This is a genomic window from Pantoea sp. Lu_F5_004 (assembly GCF_051136245.1).
Taxonomy (GTDB): Bacteria; Pseudomonadota; Gammaproteobacteria; order Enterobacterales; family Enterobacteriaceae; genus Pantoea; species Pantoea agglomerans.
This window is the reverse complement of the sequence record NZ_CP194946.1, coordinates 2,852,226-2,875,089: the sequence shown is the minus strand read 5'-3', so window position 1 is coordinate 2,875,089 and position 22,864 is coordinate 2,852,226. Positions and strand designations below refer to the sequence as shown.

General features: G+C 58.7%; 23 protein-coding genes and 1 riboswitch. Of the genes, 15 read left to right on the top strand and 8 right to left on the bottom strand.

Annotation, left to right across the window (positions count from 1 at the left end; genetic code table 11):
• Positions 1-55 precede the first annotated feature (55 nt).
• Positions 56-1,057 (top strand): 6-phosphogluconolactonase, encoded by a 1,002-nt coding sequence (gene pgl / locus ACR8BN_RS13335; RefSeq protein ID WP_022626021.1) that lies wholly within the window; start codon positions 56-58, stop codon positions 1,055-1,057.
• 343 nt (positions 1,058-1,400) lie between these two features.
• Here pgl and ACR8BN_RS13330 read toward each other — a convergent pair whose 3' ends face one another.
• Together ACR8BN_RS13330 and bioA are read right to left on the bottom strand one after the other, a co-directional pair.
• Complete coding sequence (locus ACR8BN_RS13330; protein WP_143990550.1) at positions 1,401-1,877, bottom strand: kinase inhibitor; 477 nt, start codon at positions 1,875-1,877, stop codon at positions 1,401-1,403.
• 75 nt (positions 1,878-1,952) lie between these two features.
• Positions 1,953-3,257 (bottom strand): adenosylmethionine--8-amino-7-oxononanoate transaminase, encoded by a 1,305-nt coding sequence (gene bioA, locus ACR8BN_RS13325; protein WP_109653385.1) that lies wholly within the window; start codon positions 3,255-3,257, stop codon positions 1,953-1,955.
• An 85-nt stretch (positions 3,258-3,342) separates the two neighbouring features.
• Between bioA and bioB the strand changes: the two genes are divergently transcribed.
• Genes bioB through bioD form a run of 4 tightly spaced genes read left to right on the top strand, consistent with a single transcriptional unit; the run spans position 3,343 to position 6,932 of the window.
• Positions 3,343-4,374, top strand: a complete 1,032-nt coding sequence (gene bioB / locus ACR8BN_RS13320) for a biotin synthase BioB (RefSeq protein WP_031593833.1) — start codon at positions 3,343-3,345, stop codon at positions 4,372-4,374.
• Positions 4,374-5,525, top strand: a complete 1,152-nt coding sequence (gene bioF, locus ACR8BN_RS13315) for an 8-amino-7-oxononanoate synthase (RefSeq protein ID WP_275102445.1) — start codon at positions 4,374-4,376, stop codon at positions 5,523-5,525. Before bioB ends, bioF begins: the two co-directional genes overlap by 1 nt.
• The gene (gene bioC / locus ACR8BN_RS13310; RefSeq protein ID WP_031593835.1) at positions 5,509-6,264 is read left to right on the top strand and encodes a malonyl-ACP O-methyltransferase BioC; all 756 of its coding nucleotides are present in this window, start codon (positions 5,509-5,511) and stop codon (positions 6,262-6,264) included. Before bioF ends, bioC begins: the two co-directional genes overlap by 17 nt.
• Positions 6,261-6,932 (top strand): dethiobiotin synthase, encoded by a 672-nt coding sequence (gene bioD / locus ACR8BN_RS13305; protein ID WP_434747015.1) that lies wholly within the window; start codon positions 6,261-6,263, stop codon positions 6,930-6,932. The genes bioC and bioD overlap by 4 nt, the downstream gene beginning before the upstream one ends.
• A 128-nt stretch (positions 6,933-7,060) precedes the next feature.
• On the opposite strand, the gene ACR8BN_RS13300 is transcribed toward bioD, so the two are convergent.
• The gene (locus ACR8BN_RS13300) at positions 7,061-7,783 is read right to left on the bottom strand and encodes an ABC transporter ATP-binding protein (protein WP_010260222.1); all 723 of its coding nucleotides are present in this window, start codon (positions 7,781-7,783) and stop codon (positions 7,061-7,063) included.
• An 893-nt stretch (positions 7,784-8,676) separates the two neighbouring features.
• On the opposite strand from ACR8BN_RS13300, the gene uvrB reads away from it, so the two are divergent.
• On the top strand, positions 8,677-10,698 hold the full coding sequence (gene uvrB / locus ACR8BN_RS13295) for an excinuclease ABC subunit UvrB (protein WP_010260230.1): 2,022 nt from the start codon (positions 8,677-8,679) through the stop codon (positions 10,696-10,698).
• On the opposite strand, the gene ACR8BN_RS13290 is transcribed toward uvrB, so the two are convergent.
• Complete coding sequence (locus ACR8BN_RS13290; protein ID WP_434747014.1) at positions 10,682-11,605, bottom strand: gluconeogenesis factor YvcK family protein; 924 nt, start codon at positions 11,603-11,605, stop codon at positions 10,682-10,684. The two genes, uvrB and ACR8BN_RS13290, sit on opposite strands and share 17 nt — an antisense overlap.
• Before the next feature lie 204 nt (positions 11,606-11,809).
• Positions 11,810-11,943: riboswitch (molybdenum cofactor riboswitch) on the top strand.
• Between ACR8BN_RS13290 and moaA the strand changes: the two genes are divergently transcribed.
• From moaA to moaE, 5 genes are all read left to right on the top strand, one after another.
• Positions 11,933-12,919, top strand: coding sequence for a GTP 3',8-cyclase MoaA (gene moaA / locus ACR8BN_RS13285; RefSeq protein WP_434747013.1), 987 nt, complete (start codon positions 11,933-11,935; stop codon positions 12,917-12,919). Its footprint overlaps the riboswitch before it by 11 nt.
• Positions 12,920-12,933: 14 nt before the next feature.
• The gene (gene moaB, locus ACR8BN_RS13280; RefSeq protein WP_022626013.1) at positions 12,934-13,449 is read left to right on the top strand and encodes a molybdenum cofactor biosynthesis protein B; all 516 of its coding nucleotides are present in this window, start codon (positions 12,934-12,936) and stop codon (positions 13,447-13,449) included.
• Positions 13,450-13,451: 2 nt separating this feature from the next.
• A complete protein-coding gene (gene moaC / locus ACR8BN_RS13275) occupies positions 13,452-13,937 on the top strand; it encodes a cyclic pyranopterin monophosphate synthase MoaC (protein ID WP_109653371.1) in 486 nt (161 codons plus the stop codon).
• On the top strand, positions 13,930-14,175 hold the full coding sequence (gene moaD, locus ACR8BN_RS13270) for a molybdopterin synthase sulfur carrier subunit (protein WP_022626012.1): 246 nt from the start codon (positions 13,930-13,932) through the stop codon (positions 14,173-14,175). Before moaC ends, moaD begins: the two co-directional genes overlap by 8 nt.
• A gap of 1 nt (position 14,176) precedes the next feature.
• Positions 14,177-14,629: a molybdopterin synthase catalytic subunit MoaE gene (moaE, locus tag ACR8BN_RS13265; protein WP_083068657.1), complete on the top strand. Its 453-nt coding sequence runs from the start codon at positions 14,177-14,179 to the stop codon at positions 14,627-14,629.
• Positions 14,630-14,734: 105 nt separating this feature from the next.
• On the opposite strand, the gene ACR8BN_RS13260 is transcribed toward moaE, so the two are convergent.
• On the bottom strand, positions 14,735-15,520 hold the full coding sequence (locus ACR8BN_RS13260; RefSeq protein WP_311967159.1) for an OBAP family protein: 786 nt from the start codon (positions 15,518-15,520) through the stop codon (positions 14,735-14,737).
• A gap of 106 nt (positions 15,521-15,626) precedes the next feature.
• Here ACR8BN_RS13260 and ACR8BN_RS13255 point away from each other — a divergent pair, with 106 nt between their 5' ends.
• Together ACR8BN_RS13255 and ACR8BN_RS13250 are read left to right on the top strand one after the other, a co-directional pair.
• Positions 15,627-16,721 carry a DUF1615 domain-containing protein gene (locus ACR8BN_RS13255; protein ID WP_311967158.1) on the top strand — a complete coding sequence of 365 codons (1,095 nt, stop codon included), beginning with the start codon at positions 15,627-15,629 and terminating at the stop codon, positions 16,719-16,721.
• Between the two features lie 246 nt (positions 16,722-16,967).
• A complete protein-coding gene (locus ACR8BN_RS13250; protein WP_010260256.1) occupies positions 16,968-17,675 on the top strand; it encodes a Bax inhibitor-1/YccA family protein in 708 nt (235 codons plus the stop codon).
• Positions 17,676-17,725: 50 nt separating this feature from the next.
• Here ACR8BN_RS13250 and ACR8BN_RS13245 read toward each other — a convergent pair whose 3' ends face one another.
• The 3 genes from ACR8BN_RS13245 to ACR8BN_RS13235 are packed head-to-tail and all read right to left on the bottom strand — an operon-like array spanning position 17,726 to position 20,693.
• Positions 17,726-18,691, bottom strand: coding sequence for a lysylphosphatidylglycerol synthase domain-containing protein (locus tag ACR8BN_RS13245; protein ID WP_031594393.1), 966 nt, complete (start codon positions 18,689-18,691; stop codon positions 17,726-17,728).
• On the bottom strand, positions 18,691-19,935 hold the full coding sequence (gene clsB / locus ACR8BN_RS13240; RefSeq protein ID WP_031594394.1) for a cardiolipin synthase ClsB: 1,245 nt from the start codon (positions 19,933-19,935) through the stop codon (positions 18,691-18,693). The genes ACR8BN_RS13245 and clsB overlap by 1 nt, the downstream gene beginning before the upstream one ends.
• Positions 19,932-20,693 (bottom strand): endonuclease/exonuclease/phosphatase family protein, encoded by a 762-nt coding sequence (locus ACR8BN_RS13235; protein ID WP_039387699.1) that lies wholly within the window; start codon positions 20,691-20,693, stop codon positions 19,932-19,934. The genes clsB and ACR8BN_RS13235 overlap by 4 nt, the downstream gene beginning before the upstream one ends.
• Before the next feature lie 179 nt (positions 20,694-20,872).
• Here ACR8BN_RS13235 and ACR8BN_RS13230 point away from each other — a divergent pair, with 179 nt between their 5' ends.
• Positions 20,873-21,265, top strand: a complete 393-nt coding sequence (locus tag ACR8BN_RS13230; protein ID WP_031594396.1) for a YbhQ family protein — start codon at positions 20,873-20,875, stop codon at positions 21,263-21,265.
• Positions 21,266-21,482: 217 nt separating this feature from the next.
• Positions 21,483-22,862 carry an ATP-dependent RNA helicase RhlE gene (gene rhlE, locus ACR8BN_RS13225; protein WP_434747012.1) on the top strand — a complete coding sequence of 460 codons (1,380 nt, stop codon included), beginning with the start codon at positions 21,483-21,485 and terminating at the stop codon, positions 22,860-22,862.
• Positions 22,863-22,864: the final 2 nt, after the last annotated feature.

The window sequence follows — 22,864 nt, the reverse complement described above, 5'->3', positions numbered from 1 at the left end:
AAAACAGGCTACAGTGATTCACAAATCATGATCAGGCAGCAAAAAAGGAGAATGCATGAAACAAGTTGTCTACACCGCCAGTCCCGAGAGCCAGCAGATCCACGTCTGGCAGATGAATGATGAGGGTGGGCTGACGTTGCTTCAGGTGACCGATGTCGCCGGCCAGGTTCAGCCAATGGTGGTGAGTCCGAACCGCGATTTTCTCTATGTCGGTGTGCGTCCCAATTTCCGCGTGCTGGCGTTTCGCATTGCCGCCGATGGCACGCTGACCGAAGCGGGTCAGGCGCCGTTGCCCGGCAGCCCGACTCACATTTCCACCGATCGCCAGGGCAGGTTCCTGTTCTGCGGCTCCTACAATGATGCCTGCGTCAGCGTCAGCCCGATTGGCGATGACGGCATTCCGCAGGCCCCGCTGCAGGTGATCAGCGGACTTGATGGCTGTCACTCGGCCAACATCGATAATGACAACAAGACGCTCTACGTGCCGGCTCTGAAGCAGGACCGTATCTGTCTGTTTAAGCTGGGCGAAGACGGTCAGCTGACGCCGCGTAAACAGGCTCAGGTCACGACAGTAGAAGGCGCTGGCCCGCGTCATATGCAGTTCCATCCGGGCGGCCAGTACGCTTACTGCGTGAACGAGCTCGACAGTACGGTTGAGGTCTGGGCATTAAATACGGGCGAAGGTGAAGCAGAAAGCGTGCAGACGCTGGATATGATGCCGCCTGATTTCAGCGGTACGCGCTGGGCAGCCGATATTCATCTGACGCCGGATGGCCGTTTCCTCTATGCCTGCGATCGCACCAGCAGCACGCTGGCAGTCTTCAGCGTCAGCGACCTGGGCGATGAGCTGACCCTGGAAGGGTTCCAGCCGACGGAAACGCAGCCGCGCGGATTTAATATCGATCACAGCGGACGCTATCTGGTGGCGGCGGGACAGAAATCTCATCACATCGAAGTTTATGCGATTACCGAACCGAAAGGGCTGTTAAAGCCGCTGGGACGTTATGCGGTGGGGCAGGGCCCGATGTGGGTTGTGATTCATCAGTTACAGGCGTAACCCGCTACGAAAAACGCCTCTCCTGTCAGGGAGAGGTATGAGATAGTTGACGAAGTCTGCCACAGCCCAGCTGTGAGATCGAGCAGACACAGGGAATGGCGTCAAATCGGAAAGACGCAAAAACCGCCATCCATGGCACGCTCGGCCCCCGCGATTACGCACCTCATCCCTGAGGTGCGCCCGTAGCCGGGCCAACGCTTTGCGTTGTTCAAAAACGCTCCCGGCGTTTTTGTCCCTGGGCGTGGGACGCTTTCCTCTTCTAACGCCGTTCCCTGCGTTTTGAGCTAATACGTTGCTGCCAGGTCACCCAGCCTTGGGTTTGCCAGTAGTCTGTCGTGCTGAATTACTGATAATTCACGGTCAGCGAGGCGCTCGCCAGTGCGTGGAAATGCACATTAAAGCCGACCATTGCGCCACTGGCGCCTTCATCTACTTCAATCGTCTCCACATCCAGCGCATGCACGGTGAAAATGTAGCGATGGGTTTCGCCCTGTGGCGGTGCCGCGCCACCGTAGCCCGCCTGACCGAAATCGGTACGGGTCTGGATTGCGCCTGCTGGCAGTGACGCTTTGCCGGAGCCGGCACCCTGCGGCAGTGACGTCGTGCTGGCCGGAATATTCGCCACCACCCAGTGCCACCAGCCGGAACCGGTCGGGGCATCAGGATCGTAGCAGGTCACCACAAAACTTTTGGTGCCTTCCGGCGCTGCTTCCCAGGCAAGGTGGGGGGAGATATTCTCGCCCTGATAACCCATGCCGTTGAAAACATGCTTTTCAGGCATCTTATCGCCGTCATTAAAATCCTGACTAAAAACGCGCATCACATCTCCTTAATTGTCGATGAATAGCCTGCCATCATAACTAAAAGTGTCGCCAGTGCCAGCGGTCAGCCTGCTTCAGGCGGCAAAATGTTGAGAATGCTCCAGCGCGCCGCCAATCGCCTGCACCAGCCTGCTCAGCGCCTGTGGTGTGATGATGTAGGGTGGCATCAGGTAGATCAGCCGGCCAAAAGGCCGGATCCAGACGCCCTGTTCAACAAAGAACTGCTGCAGCGCCGCCATATTAACCGCCTGATGGGTTTCCACTACGCCAATCGCGCCCAGCACGCGCACATCGGCCACCTGCGGTGAACTGCGCAGCGGCAGCAGCTCAGCCCGTAACTGCTGTTCGATCGCCGCCACCTGGCGCTGCCAGTGACCTTCCGCCAGCATGGTCAGGCTCTCCGCCGCTACCGCACAGGCCAGCGGATTGCCCATAAAGGTCGGGCCATGCATAAAGCAGCCCGCCGCGCTGCGGCTGATGGTGTCCGCGACCTCGCGGGTAGTCAGGGTCGCCGCCAGCGTCATCATGCCACCGGTCAGCGCTTTGCCGACGCAGAGAATATCCGGGGTAATGCCCGCATGCTCGCAGGCAAAAAGTTTGCCGGTACGGCCAAACCCGGTGGCGATCTCATCCGCAATCAACAGCACGCCATAGCGATCACAGGCTTCCCGTACCTGCTGCAGATAGCGCGGATGGTAGAAACGCATGCCGCCCGCACCCTGCACAATCGGCTCCAGAATGACGGCTGCCAGTTGCCGGTGATGCTGTTCTATCAGCCTGGCAAAATCATCGAAATCAGGCTTGTGCCATTCATCATCAAAGCCGCAGGCCGGGGCAGCCGCAAAGTGATGCTCGGGCAGATAGCCGCGCCACAGGCTGTGCATCGAGTTCTCGGGGTCGCATACCGACATTGCTGCAAAGGTATCGCCGTGATAGCCACGTTTCAGCGTCAGGAACTGCTGGCGCGTCTCGCCACGCCCCAGCCAGTACTGCAGCGCCATCTTCATCGACACTTCCACCGCCACCGAGCCTGAGTCGGCCAGGAAGACGCACTCCAGCGCCTCAGGCGTCATCGCCACCAGCTGACGGCAGAGCGCTACCGCCGCCGGATGGGTAATGCCGCCAAACATCACGTGCGACATCTGTGTGACCTGCTCTGTCAACGCCCGGTTCAGGCGCGGATGGTTGTAACCGTGAATCGCCGCCCACCACGAGGACATCCCATCCACCAGCTCACGGCCATCGGCCAGCTGCAGCTGAAAACCCTGTGCGGCGACCACCGGATAGCAGGGCAGCGGATCCTGCATGGAGGTGTAGGGATGCCAGATATGCTGGCGGTCAAAGCGGGCATCGTCTGAGGAGAAAACGGGGATAGTCATCGGAGTTGTAAACCAAAATAAAAAAATATAGTTTACAAGTATAACCCTGCTTTTCGTCGGGATGACACCCTTTTTGGAGTAAGTAATGGCTCAACGCTGGACAATTGCACAGGCGCAAGCGCTGTTTGATCAACCTTTTCTTGAACTGATGTTTAACGCACAGCAGGTGCATCGGCAGCACTTCGATCCGCGCCAGGTGCAGGTCAGTACCCTGCTGTCGATTAAAACCGGCGCCTGTCCGGAAGATTGTAAATACTGCCCGCAGAGCGCGCGCTACAAGACCGGCCTGGAGTCGGAGCGGCTGATGGAAGTGGAAGAGGTGCTGACCTCAGCGCGTCAGGCCAAAGCCGCCGGTTCAACCCGTTTCTGCATGGGTGCCGCGTGGAAAAATCCGCACGAGCGCGATATGCCCTATCTGGAGAAGATGGTGGAAGGCGTGAAGGCGATGGGAATGGAAACCTGCATGACGCTGGGCACGCTCAGCGACGACCAGGCGCAGCGACTGGCGGGCGCGGGTCTCGATTTCTACAACCATAACCTCGACACCTCACCGGAATTCTACGGCTCCATCATCACCACCCGCAGCTATCAGGAACGTCTGGATACGCTGGGCAAAGTGCGCGACGCCGGCATCAAAGTCTGTTCGGGTGGCATTGTCGGCCTGGGCGAAACCGTTAACGACCGCGCCGGTCTGCTGGTTCAGTTAGCCAACCTGCCAACGCCGCCGGAGAGTGTACCGATCAACATGCTGGTGAAGGTTAAAGGCACGCCGCTGGCGGATAATGATGATGTGGAACCGTTCGATTTTATCCGCACCATCGCGGTGGCGCGCATCATGATGCCGACCTCGCATGTGCGCCTCTCTGCGGGCCGTGAGCAGATGAGTGAGCAGACCCAGGCGATGTGCTTTATGGCCGGGGCGAACTCGATTTTCTACGGTTGCAAACTGCTGACCACGCCGAATCCGGAAGAGGATAAAGACCGCGTGCTGTTCCGCAAACTGGGTCTTAACCCGGAGCATACTCACACTCAGCACGGCGATCAGCAGCAGGAGCAGCAACTCAGCGAGCAGCTATTCCATGCCGACACTGAACAGTTCTACAACGCGGCGCTGTAATGGGCTGGCAGCAACGTATCCGTCAGGCGCTGACGCAGCGCCGGGCGGCCGATGGCTGGCGGCAGCGACGGGTGATCGATCAGCAATCGACCCGCACGCTGCACAGCGGCGGCCGCAGCTATCTCCACTTCTCCAGCAATGATTATCTCGGCTTAACCCAGCATCCGGCGGTGATTGCGGGCTGGCAACAGGGCGCGGCGCGGGCGGGCGCAGGTGCGGGTGCTTCAGGGCATGTCACGGGTTATCACCGTCAGCACGCCGATCTTGAGGCGCAGCTGGCCGACTGGCTCGGCTACGACCGTGCGCTGCTGTTTATCTCTGGCTTTGCGGCCAATCAGGCGGTCATTCATCTGCTGGGCGAGAAAAACGATCGCATCCTGGCCGATAAACTCAGCCACGCCTCGTTGCTCGACGCCGCCAGCCATAGTCCGGCACAGCTACGACGTTTCCATCACAACGCGCCGGAGAGCCTGGCATTCCGGCTCGCCTCTCCCTGCGAGGGCGAAACGCTGGTTGTGACGGAAGGTATTTTCAGCATGGATGGCGACAGTGCGCCGCTGGCCGCCCTGGCGCAACAGACGCGACAGGCAGAGGGCTGGCTGCTGGTGGATGATGCACACGGCATCGGCGTGGTGGGTGAGCAGGGGCGCGGCAGCTGCTGGCAGCAGGGCGTTAAACCGGAACTGCTGGTTGTCACCTTTGGCAAAGCCTTTGGCGTCAGCGGTGCCGCGCTGCTGTGTGACGCAGCCACCGCCGACTATTTCCTGCAGTTCAGCCGACATCTGATCTACTCCACCGCGATGCCCGCGGCGCAGGCTAGCGCGCTGCAGGCGTCGCTGCGTGAAGTTCAGCAGGGCGATGCCCTGCGCCAGCAACTGCAACAGAACATTGGCCATTTCCGGCGCGGTGCGGCCTCGCTGCCGTGGCAACTGATGGACTCCGGCAGCGCGATTCAGCCGCTGCTGGTGGGCGAAAATGGCGATGCGATGGCGCTCTCCCAGCGGCTGGCTGAGGCGGGCTGCTGGGTCAGCGCGATCCGGCCACCGACCGTGCCGCCGGGGACGGCCCGGCTGCGCATCACCCTGACAGCGGCTCATCATCCTGAGGATATTGACCGGTTACTGGAGGCGCTGCATGACGCTGCGGGTTGACAAACAGGCGGTGGCACGCGCCTTTGGCCGGGCGGCCAGCCATTACGATGCCCATGCTGCGCTGCAACGCCTCAGCGGCGATGCCCTGCTGGCACTGGCGCCCGCACAAAGCGGTCTGCAGCTGCTGGATGCCGGTTGCGGCACCGGCTGGTATAGCAGGCTGTGGCGCGAACGTGGCAAACAGGTGACGGCGCTGGATCTCTCTCCGCAGATGCTGCAACAGGCGCGGGACAATGACGCGGCGCAGCACTATCTGGCCGGTGATATCGACGCGCTGCCGCTGGCGGATAACACGATTGACCTGGTGTGGAGCAACCTGGCGGTGCAGTGGAGCGAGGATCTGCCCGGCGCGCTGAGCCAGTTCCGGCGGGTGCTGCGGCCCGATGGCACGCTGCTGTTTTCCACTCTGGGCGACGGTTCGCTGCAGGAGGTTCATGAAGCCTGGTCCCATCTGGATGCGCTGCCTCACGCCAACCGCTTTCTCAGCGAGCCACAGATTGCGGCGGCCTGCCACGCAGAGCACCTGCGCTGTACCTCAGAGGTGGTGACCCTGCATTTTCCCGATGCGCTCAGCGCCATGCGCTCCCTGAAAGGGATTGGCGCGACCCATCTGCACCAGGGGCGTGACGGGCAGGTATTAACCCGACAACGGCTCAACCAGTTAGAGGCGCACTGGCCGCGCGATCGGCACGGCTATCGCCTGAGTTACCATTTAATCTATGGAGTAAGTGCATCATGAAATGCCTGTTTATCACTGGCACCGACACCGAGGTCGGTAAAACCGTGGCCAGCGGCGGGCTGCTGCAGGCCGCAGCCGCAGCGGGCTATCGCTGTGCGGGCTATAAGCCGGTTGCCTCAGGCTGTGAGATGACGCCAGAGGGCATCCGTAACAGCGATGCCCTGGCGCTGCAGCGCTACAGCAGCGTGCCGTTAACCTATCAGCAGGTCAATCCGCTGGCGTTTCTCGAGCCGACTTCGCCGCACATCGTCAGCGCCGAAGAGGGCAGGCCGATCACCCATCCGGCGCTGTCGGCGGGTCTGGCGGCGCTGCAACCGCTGGCAGACTGGATTCTGGTAGAGGGCGCGGGCGGCTGGTATACCCCGTTGTCGGAGACGCACACCTATGCGGACTGGGTGGTCAGCGAAAAGCTGCCCGTGATTCTGGTGGTGGGGATTAAGCTCGGCTGCATCAACCACGCTATGCTCACCGCTGACGCGGTGCGGGCAAGCGGACTGCCGCTGGTGGGCTGGATCGCCAACACCGTTGAACCCCCGGGTAAACGCTATCAGGAGTATCTCACCAGCCTGAAAAATAGGTTACCTGCCCCCTGTCTGGGCACCATCCCGTTTCTCACTGATGCGTCGCAGCAGGCGTCCTGTGGTCAATACCTGACGCTGCCGGAGTAACCGCCTGGCCTGGCTATTTTATTTGTCACGCTGAGTCCGGGCAGTGCTCACCAACCTCGCGCTGTGTATGCGCTCCGGTGGTTCTGCGCGCTCCATTTCCAGCCTGCCTGCAACCGTTACGCCCGGTGTCAGGCTACCGTCAGCCATTTATCGACGGTGTGGTCATCAAGCTGTTCCATGCTGCCCTGCGCCACATTGCGACCGCGGTGCAGCAGCAGAAAATAGTCCGCCACGCGACGGATCAGCGACAGGCGCTGCTCCAGCAGCAGGATGGTCAGCCCGTAGTCGAGGTTAAGCCGACGGATCAGATTGCCCATCTCCTCTTCCAGCCACGGCGACATCCCGTCGGTCGGCTCATCCAGAATCAGCAGTTTGGGCTGCAGCACCAGCGCGCGCGCCAGGGCCAGCTGTTGCTGCTGATCGATCGGCAGATCGCCGCTGCGCTGCTGGCGCAGAGAGTAGAGCGCCGGGAAGAGGTCGAACACCATTTCGGGAATGGCGCGATGGCGGTCGCGCTGGCTGGCACCCGCCAGCAGGGCAATCAGCAGATTATCTTCCACGCTCATCTGAGTAAAAATATGGCGGCCCTGCGGCACATAGCCAATCCCCATCTGCGCCCGTTGTTCAGCCGGTTGCAGCAGCAGATCTTCCGGCGGCGAGCCATCCTCTTTCCAGGAGATGGAGCCGCTGTTAATCGGCAATCTGCCCATGATGCAGTTCACCAGCGTGGTTTTACCCATGCCAGGACGGCCCAGAATGCCGGTGCAGGTGCCAGGCGACAGATCCAGGTCCACATCCCACAGAATATGGTTTTGACCGTAAAATTGATTTACCGAACGTAAACTCAGCATCTGACACTCTCCTTCCCGATCATTAGCCTGATTGCTTCCGCGCTCTGTCGTCTGGCAAACAAGTCATCAGCAACGGCAGCCTCGCCATTGCAGCACAGTGCGCATTCAGCGCGGTAACGCTACTGACTCCTGCAATTCCCAGGCCAGATCTAAAAACGGCCCTGTTTCCTGCCGGAGCGCCTCGTGTCAGGGAAGAAAGGTGAGAAAAACTTATCAATTCCCCACGGTGATCACGCGCCTGCACTTTTGCAGTGCCTCGGGGCGCTGTTTCTGGTGCAGACGTACTCTGACGTGGCAGCAAGTCCGATTAAGAATCTTAGTATGAGGCGTGAAAATTTGCGTACGGCACCCGGTGACAGATTAAAATTGCAGAATAATCCGGCAGCAGGCGACGCGAAATTTAACGCAAAAAAAATTATTTTCACGGTAGTGAGAAGGCAGGGAAAAATTATACACAGCTGATGGCGTCGGGGCTGCCATCACTTATCCACCATTCCTGTGGATAACCTTGTGCATTAGGTAATGAAAACCAGTTGGAAGCGAGGAAATACGCGGCCTGGTAACATAATGACGAGAATCTGGCCTCATAGCCTTATTTCAATAAAATCAGTTTGTTATCAAAAAACAAGCCTGAGAATTATCTGTCAGGTAACGGTACTGTAATTTTGTGACACTCTATTGACAAATGTTAAATCAGATCTCTGCCTGGGGATAACATTGCGCAACAAGCTGAGCGATAACGCTGCCAGCCTGCAGGGACAGCAGGTGCCATCCTGCTGGCGTTAACATTGCACCAATACTGTTTTTATATCCAGTATTATTTTCTGGCAAAATCACCATAGCAGAGTAAAATGAGTGCCTGCCCGCCGACTTCTCCAGCAGGAACTGCATTCATGAGCAAAGCCTTTAAATTGAACTCCGCCTTTAAACCTTCGGGCGACCAGCCTGAGGCGATACGTCGCCTGGAAGAGGGGCTGGAGGATGGACTGGCCCATCAGACCTTATTAGGCGTAACCGGCTCTGGTAAAACGTTTACCGTCGCCAACGTGATTGCCGACCTCAACCGTCCGACCATGGTGCTGGCGCCCAACAAGACGCTGGCCGCCCAGCTCTATGGCGAGATGAAAGAGTTTTTCCCGGATAACGCCGTCGAGTTTTTCGTCTCATACTACGACTATTACCAGCCAGAAGCCTATGTGCCGAGCTCCGACACCTTTATCGAAAAGGATGCGTCGGTGAACGAACATATCGAACAGATGCGTCTGTCGGCCACCAAGGCGCTGCTGGAACGGCGCGATGTCATTGTGGTGGCGTCGGTTTCGGCTATCTACGGTCTGGGCGATCCCGATCTCTATCTGAAAATGATGCTCCACCTGACCCGCGGCATGATTATCGATCAGCGCAGTATTCTGCGCCGTCTGTCAGAGCTGCAGTACACCCGCAACGACCAGGCGTTCCAGCGCGGTACCTTCCGGGTGCGCGGCGAAGTGATCGATATCTTCCCGGCGGAGTCGGACGACATTGCGCTGCGCGTCGAGCTGTTTGACGAAGAGGTTGAGCGTCTGTCGCTGTTTGACCCGCTGACCGGCCAGATCGATTCGGTCGTGCCGCGCTTTACCATCTACCCCAAGACGCACTACGTGACGCCGCGTGAGCGTATTCTGCAGGCGATGGAAGATATCAAAGTCGAGCTGGCGGACCGCCGCCGGGTGCTGCTGGAGAACAATAAGCTGCTGGAAGAGCAGCGCATTACCCAGCGTACCCAGTTTGACCTGGAGATGATGAGTGAGCTGGGCTACTGCTCCGGCATCGAGAACTACTCACGCTACCTCTCCGCACGCGGACCGGGCGAAGCGCCACCGACGCTGTTTGACTATCTGCCCGCCGATGGCCTGCTGGTGGTGGATGAGTCGCACGTGACCATTCCGCAGATTGGCGGCATGTATAAAGGCGACCGGGCGCGTAAAGAGACGCTGGTGGAGTATGGCTTCCGCCTGCCGTCGGCGCTGGATAACCGTCCGATGAAGTTTGAAGAGTTTGAGGCGCTGGCACCACAGACCATCTATGTTTCGGCGACGCCGGGCAAATATGAGCTGGAAAAGTCGGGCGACGAAGTGATCGATCAGGTGGTGCGTCCTACCGGTCTGCTGGATCCGATCATCGAAGTGCGTCCGGTCGGTACCCAGGTCGACGATCTGCTGTCAGAAATCCGTCAGCGCGTGGCGATCAACGAACGTGTACTGGTGACGGTGCTGACCAAACGTATGGCGGAAGATCTCACCGAATATCTGTCTGAGCATGGTGAGAAGGTGCGTTATCTGCACTCTGATATCGACACGGTAGAGCGTATGGAGATTATTCGCGACTTACGTCTGGGCGAGTTTGATGTGCTGGTGGGCATTAACTTACTGCGTGAGGGGCTGGATATGCCGGAAGTGTCGCTGGTGGCGATTCTCGATGCGGATAAAGAGGGCTTCCTGCGCTCCGAACGCTCGCTGATTCAGACCATTGGCCGTGCGGCGCGTAACATCAATGGTAAGGCGATTCTCTACGGCGATAAAATCACGCCGTCGATGGCGCGCGCCATTGAAGAGACCGAGCGCCGCCGTGAGAAACAGCAGCTGCACAACGAAGAGAACGGCATCGTGCCGCAGGGCCTGAATAAGAAGATCACCGATATTCTGGAACTGGGCAAAAACGTGGTGAAAACGCGCGGCAAAGCGAAACCAGCCCGCCCTGGCGAAGCCCAGGCGCTGGCCGATTTCCAGCTGTTAACGCCGCAGGCCCTGCAGAAGAAAATCCACGAACTGGAAGGGCAGATGCAGCAGCATGCGCAGAACCTGGAGTTCGAACAGGCGGCCAACGTGCGCGATCAGCTGCATGAACTGCGAACGCTGTTTATTGCGGCCTCGTAACGCCGTTAAAGCCCTGAATGGCGTGTTCCAGCGCCACCCGTAACAGCTGGCGGTCGTGACGATATTGGATATCGGCGGCCTCCAGCGGTTCACGGACAATCAGCCGGTTTTCAATGCCACGGGTGTCCACCGCCGGGCTGACGACCAGCGCATCAATCACGCGCTTGCCGATATAACGCTCCATCATCTGCAGCTTATCAGCCACTGACAGACTGGCGGCGGCAGGACTCAGCTCGCGGCCCAGATTGCCAATAAACACCATGGTGGCAGGCGTGCGACGCAAGGCCTGCGCCATCTCTTCCATCAGCAGAATCGGCATCAGGCTGGTGTAAAAACTGCCGGGTCCAATCAGGATCAGATCCGCTTCAGCAACCGCCTGCAGCGCTTCCCGCGTTGGCTGGACGTTGGGATGCAGCATCAGCTCCTGCGGCGGCTGCTTCATCTCGTCAATCGCCGTTTCGCCATAAACCATGTTGCCTTCAACATCCATCGCCACCAGATCCACCGGCTGCTCAGACATCGGAATTAAAAAGGCGTCGACTTTAAGCAGGTTACGGATGATGTTGATCGCTTCCAGCGGTCGAACGCTGAGATGATCCAGCGCCCGCAGCATCAGATTACCCAGGTTGTGTCCGGCCAGTTCGCCATTACCGGCAAAACGGTACTCAAACATCGCCGAGGCGACGCTGGGTTCAGCAATCAGCTGGTTAAGGCAGTTACGCATGTCGCCCCAGGCGATGCCGCCTTCTGAGCGACGAATACGGCCGGTTGATCCGCCGTTGTCGGTGGTGGTGACGATGCCGGTGAGACGCGAGCCCAGCGGGGAAAGGGCAGACATGACGCGGCCTAAACCGTGTCCGCCTCCCAGTGCCACAACGCGATCAAGATCGGCCAGTGTGCGATTCATACTTCTCCTTAATATCCCTTCGCGTGGCGTGGCTCTAATCGCTAAGCCCGCGCGGATGACTTACGTCAAAATCTGGATCGCATTTTAACGTATCCTGTCGCGAAAATGCGGTGAAAATTCGATATGTATAAGAATATATAGCGAAAACAGCAAATGGAAGAGTGGCGAAAATCACGCTACCATCATGCTTACCGCGCTGATCAACGGGTCAGCGTACACTCAAGCCTGAATGCCTACGTCTGCGGATAGGGGGTTCAGGCCGTAGCCATCGAGCTGCCAGGGTGCAGGAAGAAATGACTGCATCTCCCAATCTGGAAAGGTGTTCTGGTGTCACAATTTACTGATGCATACGCGCGTAAGTTCTATTACCTGCGCCTGTCGGTCACGGATGTTTGTAATTTCCGCTGTACCTACTGTCTTCCTGACGGCTACAAGCCGCAGGGAATTCGTAACAAAAGCTTTCTCTCGCTGGATGAAATCCGCCGCGTCACGCGGGCCTTTGCCGCTGCCGGAACGGAAAAAGTGCGGCTGACCGGCGGTGAGCCGTCGCTGCGCCGTGATTTCACCGACATCATTGCGGCGGTGCGCGAAAACGCCTCCATTCACCAGATCGCGGTAACCACCAATGGCTACCGGCTGGCGCGCGACGTGAAGCAGTGGCGTGACGCGGGGTTAACCGCACTCAACGTCAGTGTCGACAGTCTGGATGCCCGTCAGTTTCACGCCATTACCGGTCAGGATAAATTCCATCAGGTGATGAGCGGCATTGATGCCGCGCTGGACGCTGGTTTTCGCCAGGTCAAAGTCAACAGCGTGCTGATGCGCGATCTCAACAGCCGTAATCTGGCCACGTTCCTCGACTGGATCCGTACCCGTCCGATTCAGCTGCGCTTTATCGAACTGATGGAGACCGGCGACGGTGGCACGCTGTTCCGCGATCAGCACGTTTCCGGCATGGTCATCCGCGATCAGCTGATCGCCCAGGGCTGGCAGCGTCGTGAGAGCGGACGCAGCGACGGCCCGGCGCAGGTCTTTTACCATCCCGATTATGTCGGCGAGATTGGTCTGATCATGCCTTATGCCAAAGATTTCTGTGCCAGCTGCAACCGTCTGCGCGTTTCGGCGCACGGTAATCTGCACCTTTGCCTGTTTGGTGACGGCGGTGTGCCGCTGCGCGATCTGCTGGCGTCAGACGACCAGCAGGCCGAACTGCAGGCGCGCATCGCCAGCAGCCTGGGGCAGAAAAAGCAGACGCACTTTCTGCATCAGGGCAACACCGGCATCACACAGAATCTCTCTTACATTGGCGGCTAATTTCAGGAGGCAGTATGGGTAAACCAGCCAGCGAATTTCAGGCAGTGCAGATTGCGGTGATGACAGTGTCAGATCGTCGCGATGCCAGTGACGATACCTCCGGCGACTATCTGCGCGAAGCCGCCGCGGAAGCGGGGCATGAGGTGGTCGATCACGCCATCGTGCCGGATAATCTCTATCGTATTCGCGCCACCGTGTCGCGCTGGATCGCCAGTGAAGATGTCCAGGTCGTGATTATTAATGGCGGAACCGGCTTTAACCTGAAAAACAGCACGCCGGAAGCGCTGCTGCCGCTGTTCGACCGCGAGATTGATGGATTTGGCGAACTGTTCCGGATGATCTCCTATGAAGAGATTGGCGGTTCGACATTGCAGTCGCGCGCGATTGCCGGTCTGGCTAATCAGACGCTGATCCTGGCCGTGCCGGGTTCCACCAGCGCCTGCCGCACCGCCTGGGAACGCATTATCGCTGACCAGCTTGATGCGCGCACCGCGCCCTGTAATTTTGTCTCACATCTCAAGAAACGGTAAGTATGTCTCAACTCACACACATTAACGCCGCAGGCGAAGCGCACATGGTGGATGTCTCCGCCAAGGCGGAAACCGTGCGCGAAGCGCGGGCAGAAGTGCTGGTGCTGATGCAGCCGGAAACGCTGCAGATGATTATCGAAGGCAGCCACCACAAAGGGGATGTCTTTGCCACCGCGCGCATCGCCGGTATTCAGGCGGCGAAACGCACCTGGGAATTGATTCCGCTCTGTCATCCGCTGATGCTGAGCAAAGTGGAAGTGAACCTGGAGGCTGAAGCTGACCATAGCCGGGTTCGCATCACCACGCTCTGTCGCCTGACCGGCAAAACCGGCGTGGAGATGGAAGCGCTGACGGCCGCGTCGGTTGCCGCGCTCACCATCTACGACATGTGCAAAGCGGTGCAGAAAGATATCGTTATCGAACAGCTGCGCTTAATCAGCAAGAGCGGTGGCAAAAGCGGCGATTTCCAGGCGGTCTCGCATGATTAAGGTGCTGTTTTTCGCCCAGGTCCGTGAGCTGACCGGCACCTCATCGCTTGAGGTCGGTGCCGATTATCCGGATGTGGCCGCGCTGCGCAGTGCGCTGGCAGAGCGCGATGACCGCTGGGCGCTGGCGCTCGAGTCAGGCAAGCTGCTGGCGGCGGTTAATCAGACGCTGGTGCCGATGAGTCACCCGCTGCACGCCGGTGATGAAGTGGCCTTTTTCCCGCCCGTGACCGGAGGCTAAGATGGAAACGCAGATTCGCGTCGGCCCCGCGCCCTTTGATATGGCGGAAGCCTATCGCTGGCTGGCGGCCTGTGATGAAGATGGTGCGGTCGTGACCTTTACCGGCAAAGTCCGTAACCACAATCTGGGCAACGACGTCGCGGCACTGACGCTGGAGCACTATCCCGGCATGACCGAAAAAGCGCTGCAGGAGATTGTTGATGCGGCGCGCGAACGCTGGCCGCTGCAGCGCGTCACGGTGATCCATCGCGTGGGCGAACTGTTTCCCGGCGATGAAATCGTGCTGGTGGGCGTGACCAGCGCCCATCGCGGCAGCGCCTTTTCCGCTGCCGAGTTCATTATGGATTACCTGAAAACCCGCGCGCCGTTCTGGAAGCGAGAAGCGACAGAGCAGGGCGATCGCTGGGTGGATGCCCGCGACAGCGACCACCAGGCGGCTCAGCGCTGGGAGTAAGCTGCGTTAACGGCTCAGTGGGCAAAGGTGTCTGCGCCCGCTGAGCAGTTAACCGCATACATGCCGCTGCCCGCATCCCCAGACATCACGACGCTTAGCGCGGGATTAAGGCTGCTTTAGCTGCTCAGCCGCGCCAAACCCGGTCTGACCGTGGCTGTGTTCGCCGCCGCCGGCGGTGCGCTTCAGCTGAATGACCTGGCCCTGTTGCCAGGCGTTGGCACCTGCTGCGGCAGGATGCGCCACGATATCCGCACGCTGGGCGCGGATCTTTTTGCTGTCGATGTCAAAACGACGATCGCGGTCCGCCAGCAGTCGCGAGTCCATCTGACCATCCTCCGTAAAGCCCATCATCAGCGCCGGAATGCCGATCGGCAGCGTTTTGTCGCGATCGGTGTGCCAGGTGTGCCAGGTTTTCCCGTAGGTGTTCACAATGCGCTTCATCAGGGCGTGGTCGGCGGCTTCCGGTAAGCCTGGTGCAATCAGCGTGCCCGATTTCACCTCATACTGATGGCTGTGCCAGAGCTTCTTCTCTTCGGGCGGCAGGGTGTTAAACAGCCGTTCGCTGATAATGTACTCCACGCCCATCAGCCGTGCGTCGCGCGTGTTGCCGTCGTAAATCACCGCCTGCATCACATCGTCGTTCAGCACGGTGACATAGTGGTGCGCCTCCATCTGACCGTTCTTATCGCCGTTATAAAAATGGAATCCGTCGAGATAGGTGTTGATGGCGTCGATGGGCGGACGTGACTGCATCACGCTGGCGCCGGTCTCCAGCACCTTAAGCGAGGAGGAGGTGGGTGCGCCCGGCGATTTTACCTGGGCAGGCGTATTATTGGCGCCGCAGCCGGTTAATAACAGGCTGAACGCCGCAACTGGCCAGAGTTTAAACATCGTAAGTTCCTTTAACGGTAAAAAAGATAACCTTAGTTCAGTTCTCGCCTGCCTGTGAAACTCTGGCGATGGTAGAGTAGAGCTTTGGTTCATTCTGAGGACAGGCATGTCATCCACCCCGATTCTGCAACGTCTGACACTGGTCGCCGCACTGGTGCTGGCAGGTTGTAGCAGCAAGAAAACCCCTGAGGCGCCTGTGCGGCAGCCTGAAGATGTCAAAGCGCAGATCCAGCGGCTGCTGCCGTCGCACGTAAGCAATAAAGCGGCGTGGAGCGACGATATCTACACCACCTTCCGCACTCAGCAGATCGATCCCAGCGCCAGTAACCTCTGCGCGGTAATCGCCGTGACGGATCAGGAGAGCAACTTCAGCGCCGAGGCCGCCGTGCCGGGTCTGCCAAAAATCGCCTGGGGCGAGATCAACCGCCGTGCGGCGCAGGTGCACGTCCCGGCATTCCTGGTGCGTACCGCGCTGCAGATCAAATCGCCCACCGGTGAAAGCTACGCCGCCCGGCTGGACAAAGTGCGCAGTGAGAAAGAGCTGAGCGCTATTTTCGATGACCTGATTGATATGGTGCCGATGGGCCAGACGCTGTTTGGTAATCTCAATCCGATCCACACCGGCGGGCCGATGCAGGTCAGCATTGCGTTTGCCGAAGCGCATGCCAAAGGCTACCCGTGGCCGATCGATGGCACTATCCGGCGTGAAGTCTTTACCCGCCACGGCGGGATCTACTTCGGGACGATGCACCTGCTCGGCTATCCGGCTGACTACAGCCAGCCGCTCTACCGCTTTGCCGACTACAATGCGGGCTGGTATGCCAGCCGCAATGCGGCCTTCCAGGCGGCGGTGTCGCGCGCCACCGGCATGAAGCTGGCGCTGGATGGCGATCTGATTCTTTATGGATCGGATGCGGCGGGCGGCACCGAACTGGCGGTGCGCACGTTGTCGAAGCAGATCGATATGAGCAACAGCGACATTCGCCGCGATCTGGAGAAAGGGGAGAAAGCGTCGTTCAGCGACAGCGAACTCTGGAAACAGGTCTTTACCCTGGCGGATAAAATGGCGGGTCGAAAGTTACCGCGTGAAATGCTGCCGGGCATTAAGCTGGAAAGCCCGAAAATTACCCGTAATCTCACCACGGCGTGGTTTGCGCAGCGTGTCGACAGCCGTTATCAGCAGTGCCTGTCGCGACGTTAAGCGGCATGTTGTGGCACAGTTGAGCTGAGCTGTGCCACACTTAGAGCCAGTTCCGGACGACTTTTATTGTTATTCTGGCCCTGAACTGCGCGCATCCTCATAAGGCCGTACGGGCCCGTGGCGGTTGTGTCGCGCTGTCGCTGGCCACAGGGGCTGAAACAGAAACAACGTATGCCTGCCAGACCAGGTGATTCATCCGGTTCCCTGTGTGGAGCCGATCCTAATCCGTTTAACAAGAGGTGCATCATGGACCGATATCCACGAAATGATTCCATCGTTCAATCCGCATCTCGCGGTTTACAAGCCTATATGGCGCAGGTTTATGGCTGGATGACCTGCGGTCTGTTACTGACGGCGTTTGTCTCCTGGTACGCTGCACGCACGCCAGCGATCATGGAGCTGGTGTTTGCTAACCGCATCACCTTCTTCGGACTGATTATCGTGCAGCTGGGGCTGGTCTTCTTCCTGTCAGGTATGGTGCATCGCCTGAGCGGGGCCGTGGCAACCGGGCTGTTTATGCTCTACTCGGCGCTGACCGGCCTGACCATGGCGAGTATCTTCCTGGTTTACACTAACTCCTCGATCGCCAGCACCTTCTTTATCACGGCGGGGATGTTTGGCGCGATGAGCTTCTACGGCTATACCACCAAACGCGATCTCAGCCGTTTTGGCAGCCTGCTGTTTATGGCGCTGATTGGCATCGTGCTGGCGTCGCTGGTGAACTTCTGGCTGAAAAGCCCGGCGCTGATGTGGGCGATTACCTACATCGGGGTGGTGGTGTTTGTGGGGTTAACGGCCTATGACACGCAGAAGCTGAAAAATATCGGTGAGCAGATCGATGCCCGCGATACGGAAAACCTGCGTCGCTACTCGATTATGGGCGCACTGACGCTGTATCTCGACTTCATCAACCTGTTCCTGATGCTGCTGCGGATTTTCGGCAACCGCCGTTAAGTCTGAGGGAGTAGCGGGGGAGGCGCACTGTCTGCGCCTCCCCTTTTTTATTACGACTTCTGCAACTTCTGCTCATTCTTCTGGCGCAGATGTTTCGCCCGACTCTCCAGCCCCAGATAGAGCACCAGCGCTAGCAGCAGCGGCAGGATAAAGTAGAGCACGCGATAAGCCAGCAGCGCCGCAATGATAGTGCCATGCGAGGCGTGCTGACCGCTAAGCAGCGCCAGGAAGACCGCTTCCAGTACGCCAATGCCCGCCGGAATATGAATGATTACCCCGGCAATACTGCTGATCAGCAGCACGCCCAGCACCATCGGATAACCGACGTCTCGTCCCAGCAGCAGCCAGATAATCGCCCCCATCACCATCCAGTTGGCACAGGAAACCGCAAACTGCAGCAGCGCCATGCGCAGCGAGGGCAACTGCAGCGTCTGGCCTTTGATCGTCCAGCGACGCTGCTTTGAAAAGGCACAGGCCCAGAGGTAGACCGCCACCAGCACCAGCAGAGCGCCACCAATCAGCCGCAGTGTGGTTTCACCAATAAACCAGCCGCTGGGGATCGACACCATGCCCGCACTGAATACCACGCCCGCCAGCAGAATATAGCCCAGCCAGTTAGTGGCGATGCTCAGAGAGAAGATGCGGGTGATGGTGCCGCTATCCAGCCCTAACCGTGAATAGAGCCGGTAGCGCATCGCGACGCCACCTACCCAGGTACTCAGCGTCAGGTTGAAGGCGTAACAGATAAACGACACCAGCATCACCTGCCGCTTCGCCAGCTTATGGCCGCAGTAGGCGCGTCCAATCAGGTCATAGCAGCCATACACCAGGTAACTCAGCACCACCAGTCCGGCGGCGGTCAGTACCACAAAGCGGTTGTAGTTAACGATGACGTCATAAACATCTTCCCAGTTCACTTTGCGGGCATAGACCACCAGCAGAACCACCACCGCGATGAAAAAGAGCACGGTGAGGATTTTTTTCGCCAGTTGCCAGCGTGGATGTTTTTTTGCCATCAGGATTTTGCTCCCGGGTTATCAGTTTCAACGCGATCCTGCGTCTCCATTTCAGGCTGTACCGGCTCACCCACCTGGGCCAGCAGCGGCGTATGCGCCGGCAGCCAGCCAGCGATGGCCGGGAAATGGCGCAGGAAGTGGAATACCACCACGCTTTTACTCAGTTGCCACCAGTTGCGCGGCGGTAAGCGATCTTCCTGCACGCGCTGGCAATCGTTGGCCAGCAGCGCTTCCAGGTTATCACGCAGCGTCTGGTTAAACGGCCTGTCGTGGATGATCAGGTTGGCTTCAAGGTTAAGTGACAGGCTAAGCGGATCGAGATTGCTGGAGCCGACGGTGGCCCAGTAGTCGTCTTTTACCGCGATCTTGCCGTGCAGCGGGCGACGGATATATTCGTAGACTTCGACGCCGCCATCGACCAGATAGTTATAGAGCAGTTCCGCGCCCACTTTCACAATCGGCATATCCGGCTCGCCCTGCACAATCAGTCGCACCCGGACGCCACGCTGCGCGGCGTTGCGCATCTCACGCAGCAGCCGGTAACCCGGGAAGAAGTAGGCGTTGGCGATAATCACATCCCGCTTCGCCTCGCGCAGCATCTCCAGGTAGTGGACTTCGATGTCGTCGCGATGCTCGTCGTTATCGCGATAAACATAGAGCACCTGAGCATCGCCGGGCGTGGCGTTCACCGCCGGACGATGAGAGCGCGATCCCCACCAGCGGCGGGTATTCTGTTCGCTGCCAATCGCCTGTTGCAGATAGCGGGCGATGTCATCCACCACCGGGCCTTTGACCTGCACCGCATAATCCTGTTTGGCTTCCGGGCCATAATCGGTGTTGTGCTCGGCCGAGAAGTTAATGCCGCCCACAAAGGCCACCACGTCATCCACCACCACGGTTTTGCGGTGCAGACGGCGGAAAACGTTGGTGCGCATCCCCATCACCAGCGGACGCGGATCGTAATAGATGAAACGCACGCCAGCGCTGGTCAGGCTGTTAACAAATTTGTCAGAGAGTTCGGCAGAGCCATAACCATCGACCATCACTTCGACCCGCACGCCGCGCTGGGCTGCCGCCAGCAGTTCGCGGTGCAGGGCGTTGCCCACGTCATCCTCAAACAGAATAAAGGTTTCGATTAATACCGTACGTTCCGCCCGCTGGATCGCGCCAAAGACCCGCGGGAAAAACGCTTCGCCATTTTCCAGCAACAGCAGCCGGTTGCCTTCCTGCCAGCTAAAATTCATAGGTGAATCTCCACCGCCAGCGGCGCATGGTCGGAAAGATGGGACCAGGGCTTGCGCGGCAGCGCCCACGGATGACTGACGGTGGCGTTGCGGACATAGATGCGGTCGAGCCGCAGGATCGGGAAGCGCGCCGGGAAGGTGCGCGCCGGGCGTCCGGTTTTCATGCTGAATACCTCTTTCAGGCCTGCGCCATGTTTCAGGATAGCGTTAGCGCGTCGCTGCCAGTCGTTGAAATCGCCCGCCACCACCACCGGCGCGTCGGGCGGCAGTGAGTTAACCATTTCACATATTTTCTTCATCTGCGCGTGACGATGCGCCTCTTTCAGGCCCAGATGAACACAGATGACATGCAGCGTGCCGTGCGGCTCGGGCAGGGCGATCTGGCAGTGCAGCATGCCGCGGTTTTCACTGCCCGCCACCGAGATATCACGATTCTCATAGTCGGCGATCGGGAAGCGAGACAGCACCGCATTGCCGTGATGCCCCTCCGGATAGACCGCATTACGCCCATAGGCAAAATCGTTCCATATGGTGTCGGCCAGAAACTCATAATGAGGAGACTCGGGCCACTCCTCATGGTTAAGGGAGTGGATGGCATGCGTGCCCATCACCTCCTGCAGAAAGACAACATCCGCCTCCGTTGCGCGAACGGCGTCGCGTAATTCGGGCAGGATGAAGCGGCGATTGAAAGGGGCGAAACCCTTGTGTGTATTGATCGTCAGGACTTTTATTGAAAATCCTTGCTTGTTTTGTGGCATACTCGCGACGCACTCCTTTTCATCATCAATAGAATCAAAGTGTAGTCTTTGTCACAAATGGGTGGTGAAAGAGGGCGAAAATTAGGGCGTTATCCGAAAATTGTTTTACATTGAGGAAATCGTTTCCGGCTTGTGCCGGTAGCACTTGGGCGACCTGTTGGGTCTGCCAGGAGAACTGAATGAAATGGTCTAATCGTATTCAAATCATCACGGGTCAGACGTTGTTGCATATTGCTATGCATCTGCTGGTCATCGCTGCACTGATCTGGGGCTGGAAACACAAAGCGCTGGTTGATGTCTGCAGCACGCTGGTGGCGATGTACGCACTGGTTTTTGTTGCCATGCTGGTGACACAGCGCATTGCCCGTTTACGTACTCTCGGCGATTATCTTGAAGAAGCGACCACCACTTACTACTTTGGCGCCGCCATGATGACACTGTTCCTGGTGTCGCGGATTTACCACAACAACCTGCTGCTGGCGTGTCTCGGCGTAGTGATGTTGCTGGGTCCGGCGCTGGTCTCGCTGCTGGCGAAAGAGCCACCGCGACGAATCGAAAACAAACGTAGTTAAGTTGAAGGCCACCGGAAGGTGGCCTTCCTGTTTTCAGGCGGTTAAGTTGTGTCAGGAAATGTGAGCTATCTCGCACACTTCTCTTAAAGCTGTTACACTCGCCCGCTTACGCATCGTAGTTTGCGCCCTTTTCACGCGTCAGCCCTGGCTGGCGTCACTATCCCTCTGAAAACTACACCGTGAATCACGGTCAGAGCGGACCGGAGTAAATCACTTAATGTCTTTTGACTCTCTCGGCCTGAGTGCCGATATTTTGCGCGCGGTCGCCGAACAAGGCTACAGCGAACCCACACCTATCCAGCGCCAGGCGATTCCTGTTGTGCTGGCAGGCCGCGATCTGCTGGCGAGCGCCCAGACCGGCACCGGCAAAACAGCCGGCTTTACCTTACCGATGTTACAAAAACTCTCTGCCACTGCCACGCCCATCCGCGGTCGTCGCCCGGTGCGCGCCCTGATCCTGACCCCAACCCGTGAACTCGCGGCGCAGGTCGGCGAAAACGTCAGCGACTACAGCAAATATCTCTCGCTGCGTTCTATGGTGGTGTTTGGTGGCGTCAGCATCAATCCACAGATGGTCAAACTGCGTGGCGGCGTCGATATCCTGGTGGCAACGCCTGGACGCCTGCTGGATCTGGCACAACAGAATGCGGTTGACCTGTCACAGGTCGAAATTCTGGTGCTGGATGAAGCGGACCGTATGCTGGATATGGGCTTTATCCACGACATCCGTCGCGTACTGGCGCGTCTGCCGGCTAAACGTCAGAACCTGCTGTTCTCTGCCACCTTCTCTGATGAGATCAAAGGCCTGGCTGAAAAGCTGCTGACCAACCCGGAAATGATTGAAGTGGCTCGCCGCAACACCGCCTCCGAGCAGGTCGCGCAGCAGGTGGCTTTCGTTGATAAGAAGCGTAAGCGTGAATTGTTGTCGCAGCTGATTGGCGAAGGCAACTGGCAGCAGGTGCTGGTCTTCACCCGGACCAAACACGGCGCGAACCACCTTGCCGAGCAGCTGGGCAAAGATGGCATCTCCGCCGCCGCGATCCATGGCAACAAAAGCCAGGGAGCACGTACCCGCGCGCTGTCCGACTTCAAATCAGGCGGTATTCGCGTCCTGGTTGCCACCGATATCGCGGCCCGTGGCCTGGATATCGAAGAGCTGCCACACGTCGTGAACTACGAGCTGCCTAACGTCGCCGAAGATTACGTTCACCGTATTGGCCGTACCGGCCGTGCAGCTGCGACCGGTGTCGCACTGTCGCTGGTTTGCGTCGATGAGCATAAACTGCTGCGTGATATCGAACGTCTGCTGAAGCGTGAAATCCCGCGTCTGGCCGTTGAGGGTTATGAACCCGATCCGAGCATCAAAGCGGAGCCGATCATCAACGGTCGTCAGCAGCAGTCTCGCGGCGGTGCAGGTGGCGGCGGCGGCGGCCGTGGTCGCAGCCAGGGCGGACAGGGTGCAGGCGCATCGCGCTCATCTTCATCCGGCGAAAAGCGTCCTCAGGCGCGTCGTCAGAGCCAGGCCGCTCCTCAGGGCGATAGGCCCGCAGCCCGTCCGCGTCGTCCGGCAGCAGCGAAGCGTACCGGAAACGTCTGAGT

Bases quoted from the DNA above. Each gene is read 5' to 3' on its own strand.
- pgl (WP_022626021.1), top strand. From the start codon at position 56: ATGAAACAAGTTGTCTACACCGCCAGTCCCGAGAGCCAGCAGATCCAC.
- ACR8BN_RS13330 (WP_143990550.1), bottom strand. From the start codon at position 1,877: ATGCGCGTTTTTAGTCAGGATTTTAATGACGGCGATAAGATGCCTGAA.
- rhlE (WP_434747012.1), top strand. From the start codon at position 21,483: ATGTCTTTTGACTCTCTCGGCCTGAGTGCCGATATTTTGCGCGCGGTC.
- ACR8BN_RS13245 (WP_031594393.1), bottom strand. From the start codon at position 18,691: ATGGCAAAAAAACATCCACGCTGGCAACTGGCGAAAAAAATCCTCACC.
- ACR8BN_RS13290 (WP_434747014.1), bottom strand. From the start codon at position 11,605: ATGAATCGCACACTGGCCGATCTTGATCGCGTTGTGGCACTGGGAGGC.
- bioC (WP_031593835.1), top strand. From the start codon at position 5,509: ATGACGCTGCGGGTTGACAAACAGGCGGTGGCACGCGCCTTTGGCCGG.
- ACR8BN_RS13255 (WP_311967158.1), top strand. From the start codon at position 15,627: ATGTCATCCACCCCGATTCTGCAACGTCTGACACTGGTCGCCGCACTG.
- clsB (WP_031594394.1), bottom strand. From the start codon at position 19,935: ATGAATTTTAGCTGGCAGGAAGGCAACCGGCTGCTGTTGCTGGAAAAT.
- moaB (WP_022626013.1), top strand. From the start codon at position 12,934: ATGGGTAAACCAGCCAGCGAATTTCAGGCAGTGCAGATTGCGGTGATG.
- ACR8BN_RS13230 (WP_031594396.1), top strand. From the start codon at position 20,873: ATGAAATGGTCTAATCGTATTCAAATCATCACGGGTCAGACGTTGTTG.
- bioA (WP_109653385.1), bottom strand. From the start codon at position 3,257: ATGACTATCCCCGTTTTCTCCTCAGACGATGCCCGCTTTGACCGCCAG.
- moaD (WP_022626012.1), top strand. From the start codon at position 13,930: ATGATTAAGGTGCTGTTTTTCGCCCAGGTCCGTGAGCTGACCGGCACC.
- moaC (WP_109653371.1), top strand. From the start codon at position 13,452: ATGTCTCAACTCACACACATTAACGCCGCAGGCGAAGCGCACATGGTG.
- uvrB (WP_010260230.1), top strand. From the start codon at position 8,677: ATGAGCAAAGCCTTTAAATTGAACTCCGCCTTTAAACCTTCGGGCGAC.
- bioD (WP_434747015.1), top strand. From the start codon at position 6,261: ATGAAATGCCTGTTTATCACTGGCACCGACACCGAGGTCGGTAAAACC.
- ACR8BN_RS13260 (WP_311967159.1), bottom strand. From the start codon at position 15,520: ATGTTTAAACTCTGGCCAGTTGCGGCGTTCAGCCTGTTATTAACCGGC.
- ACR8BN_RS13300 (WP_010260222.1), bottom strand. From the start codon at position 7,783: ATGCTGAGTTTACGTTCGGTAAATCAATTTTACGGTCAAAACCATATT.
- bioB (WP_031593833.1), top strand. From the start codon at position 3,343: ATGGCTCAACGCTGGACAATTGCACAGGCGCAAGCGCTGTTTGATCAA.
- bioF (WP_275102445.1), top strand. From the start codon at position 4,374: ATGGGCTGGCAGCAACGTATCCGTCAGGCGCTGACGCAGCGCCGGGCG.
- ACR8BN_RS13235 (WP_039387699.1), bottom strand. From the start codon at position 20,693: ATGCCACAAAACAAGCAAGGATTTTCAATAAAAGTCCTGACGATCAAT.
- ACR8BN_RS13250 (WP_010260256.1), top strand. From the start codon at position 16,968: ATGGACCGATATCCACGAAATGATTCCATCGTTCAATCCGCATCTCGC.
- moaE (WP_083068657.1), top strand. From the start codon at position 14,177: ATGGAAACGCAGATTCGCGTCGGCCCCGCGCCCTTTGATATGGCGGAA.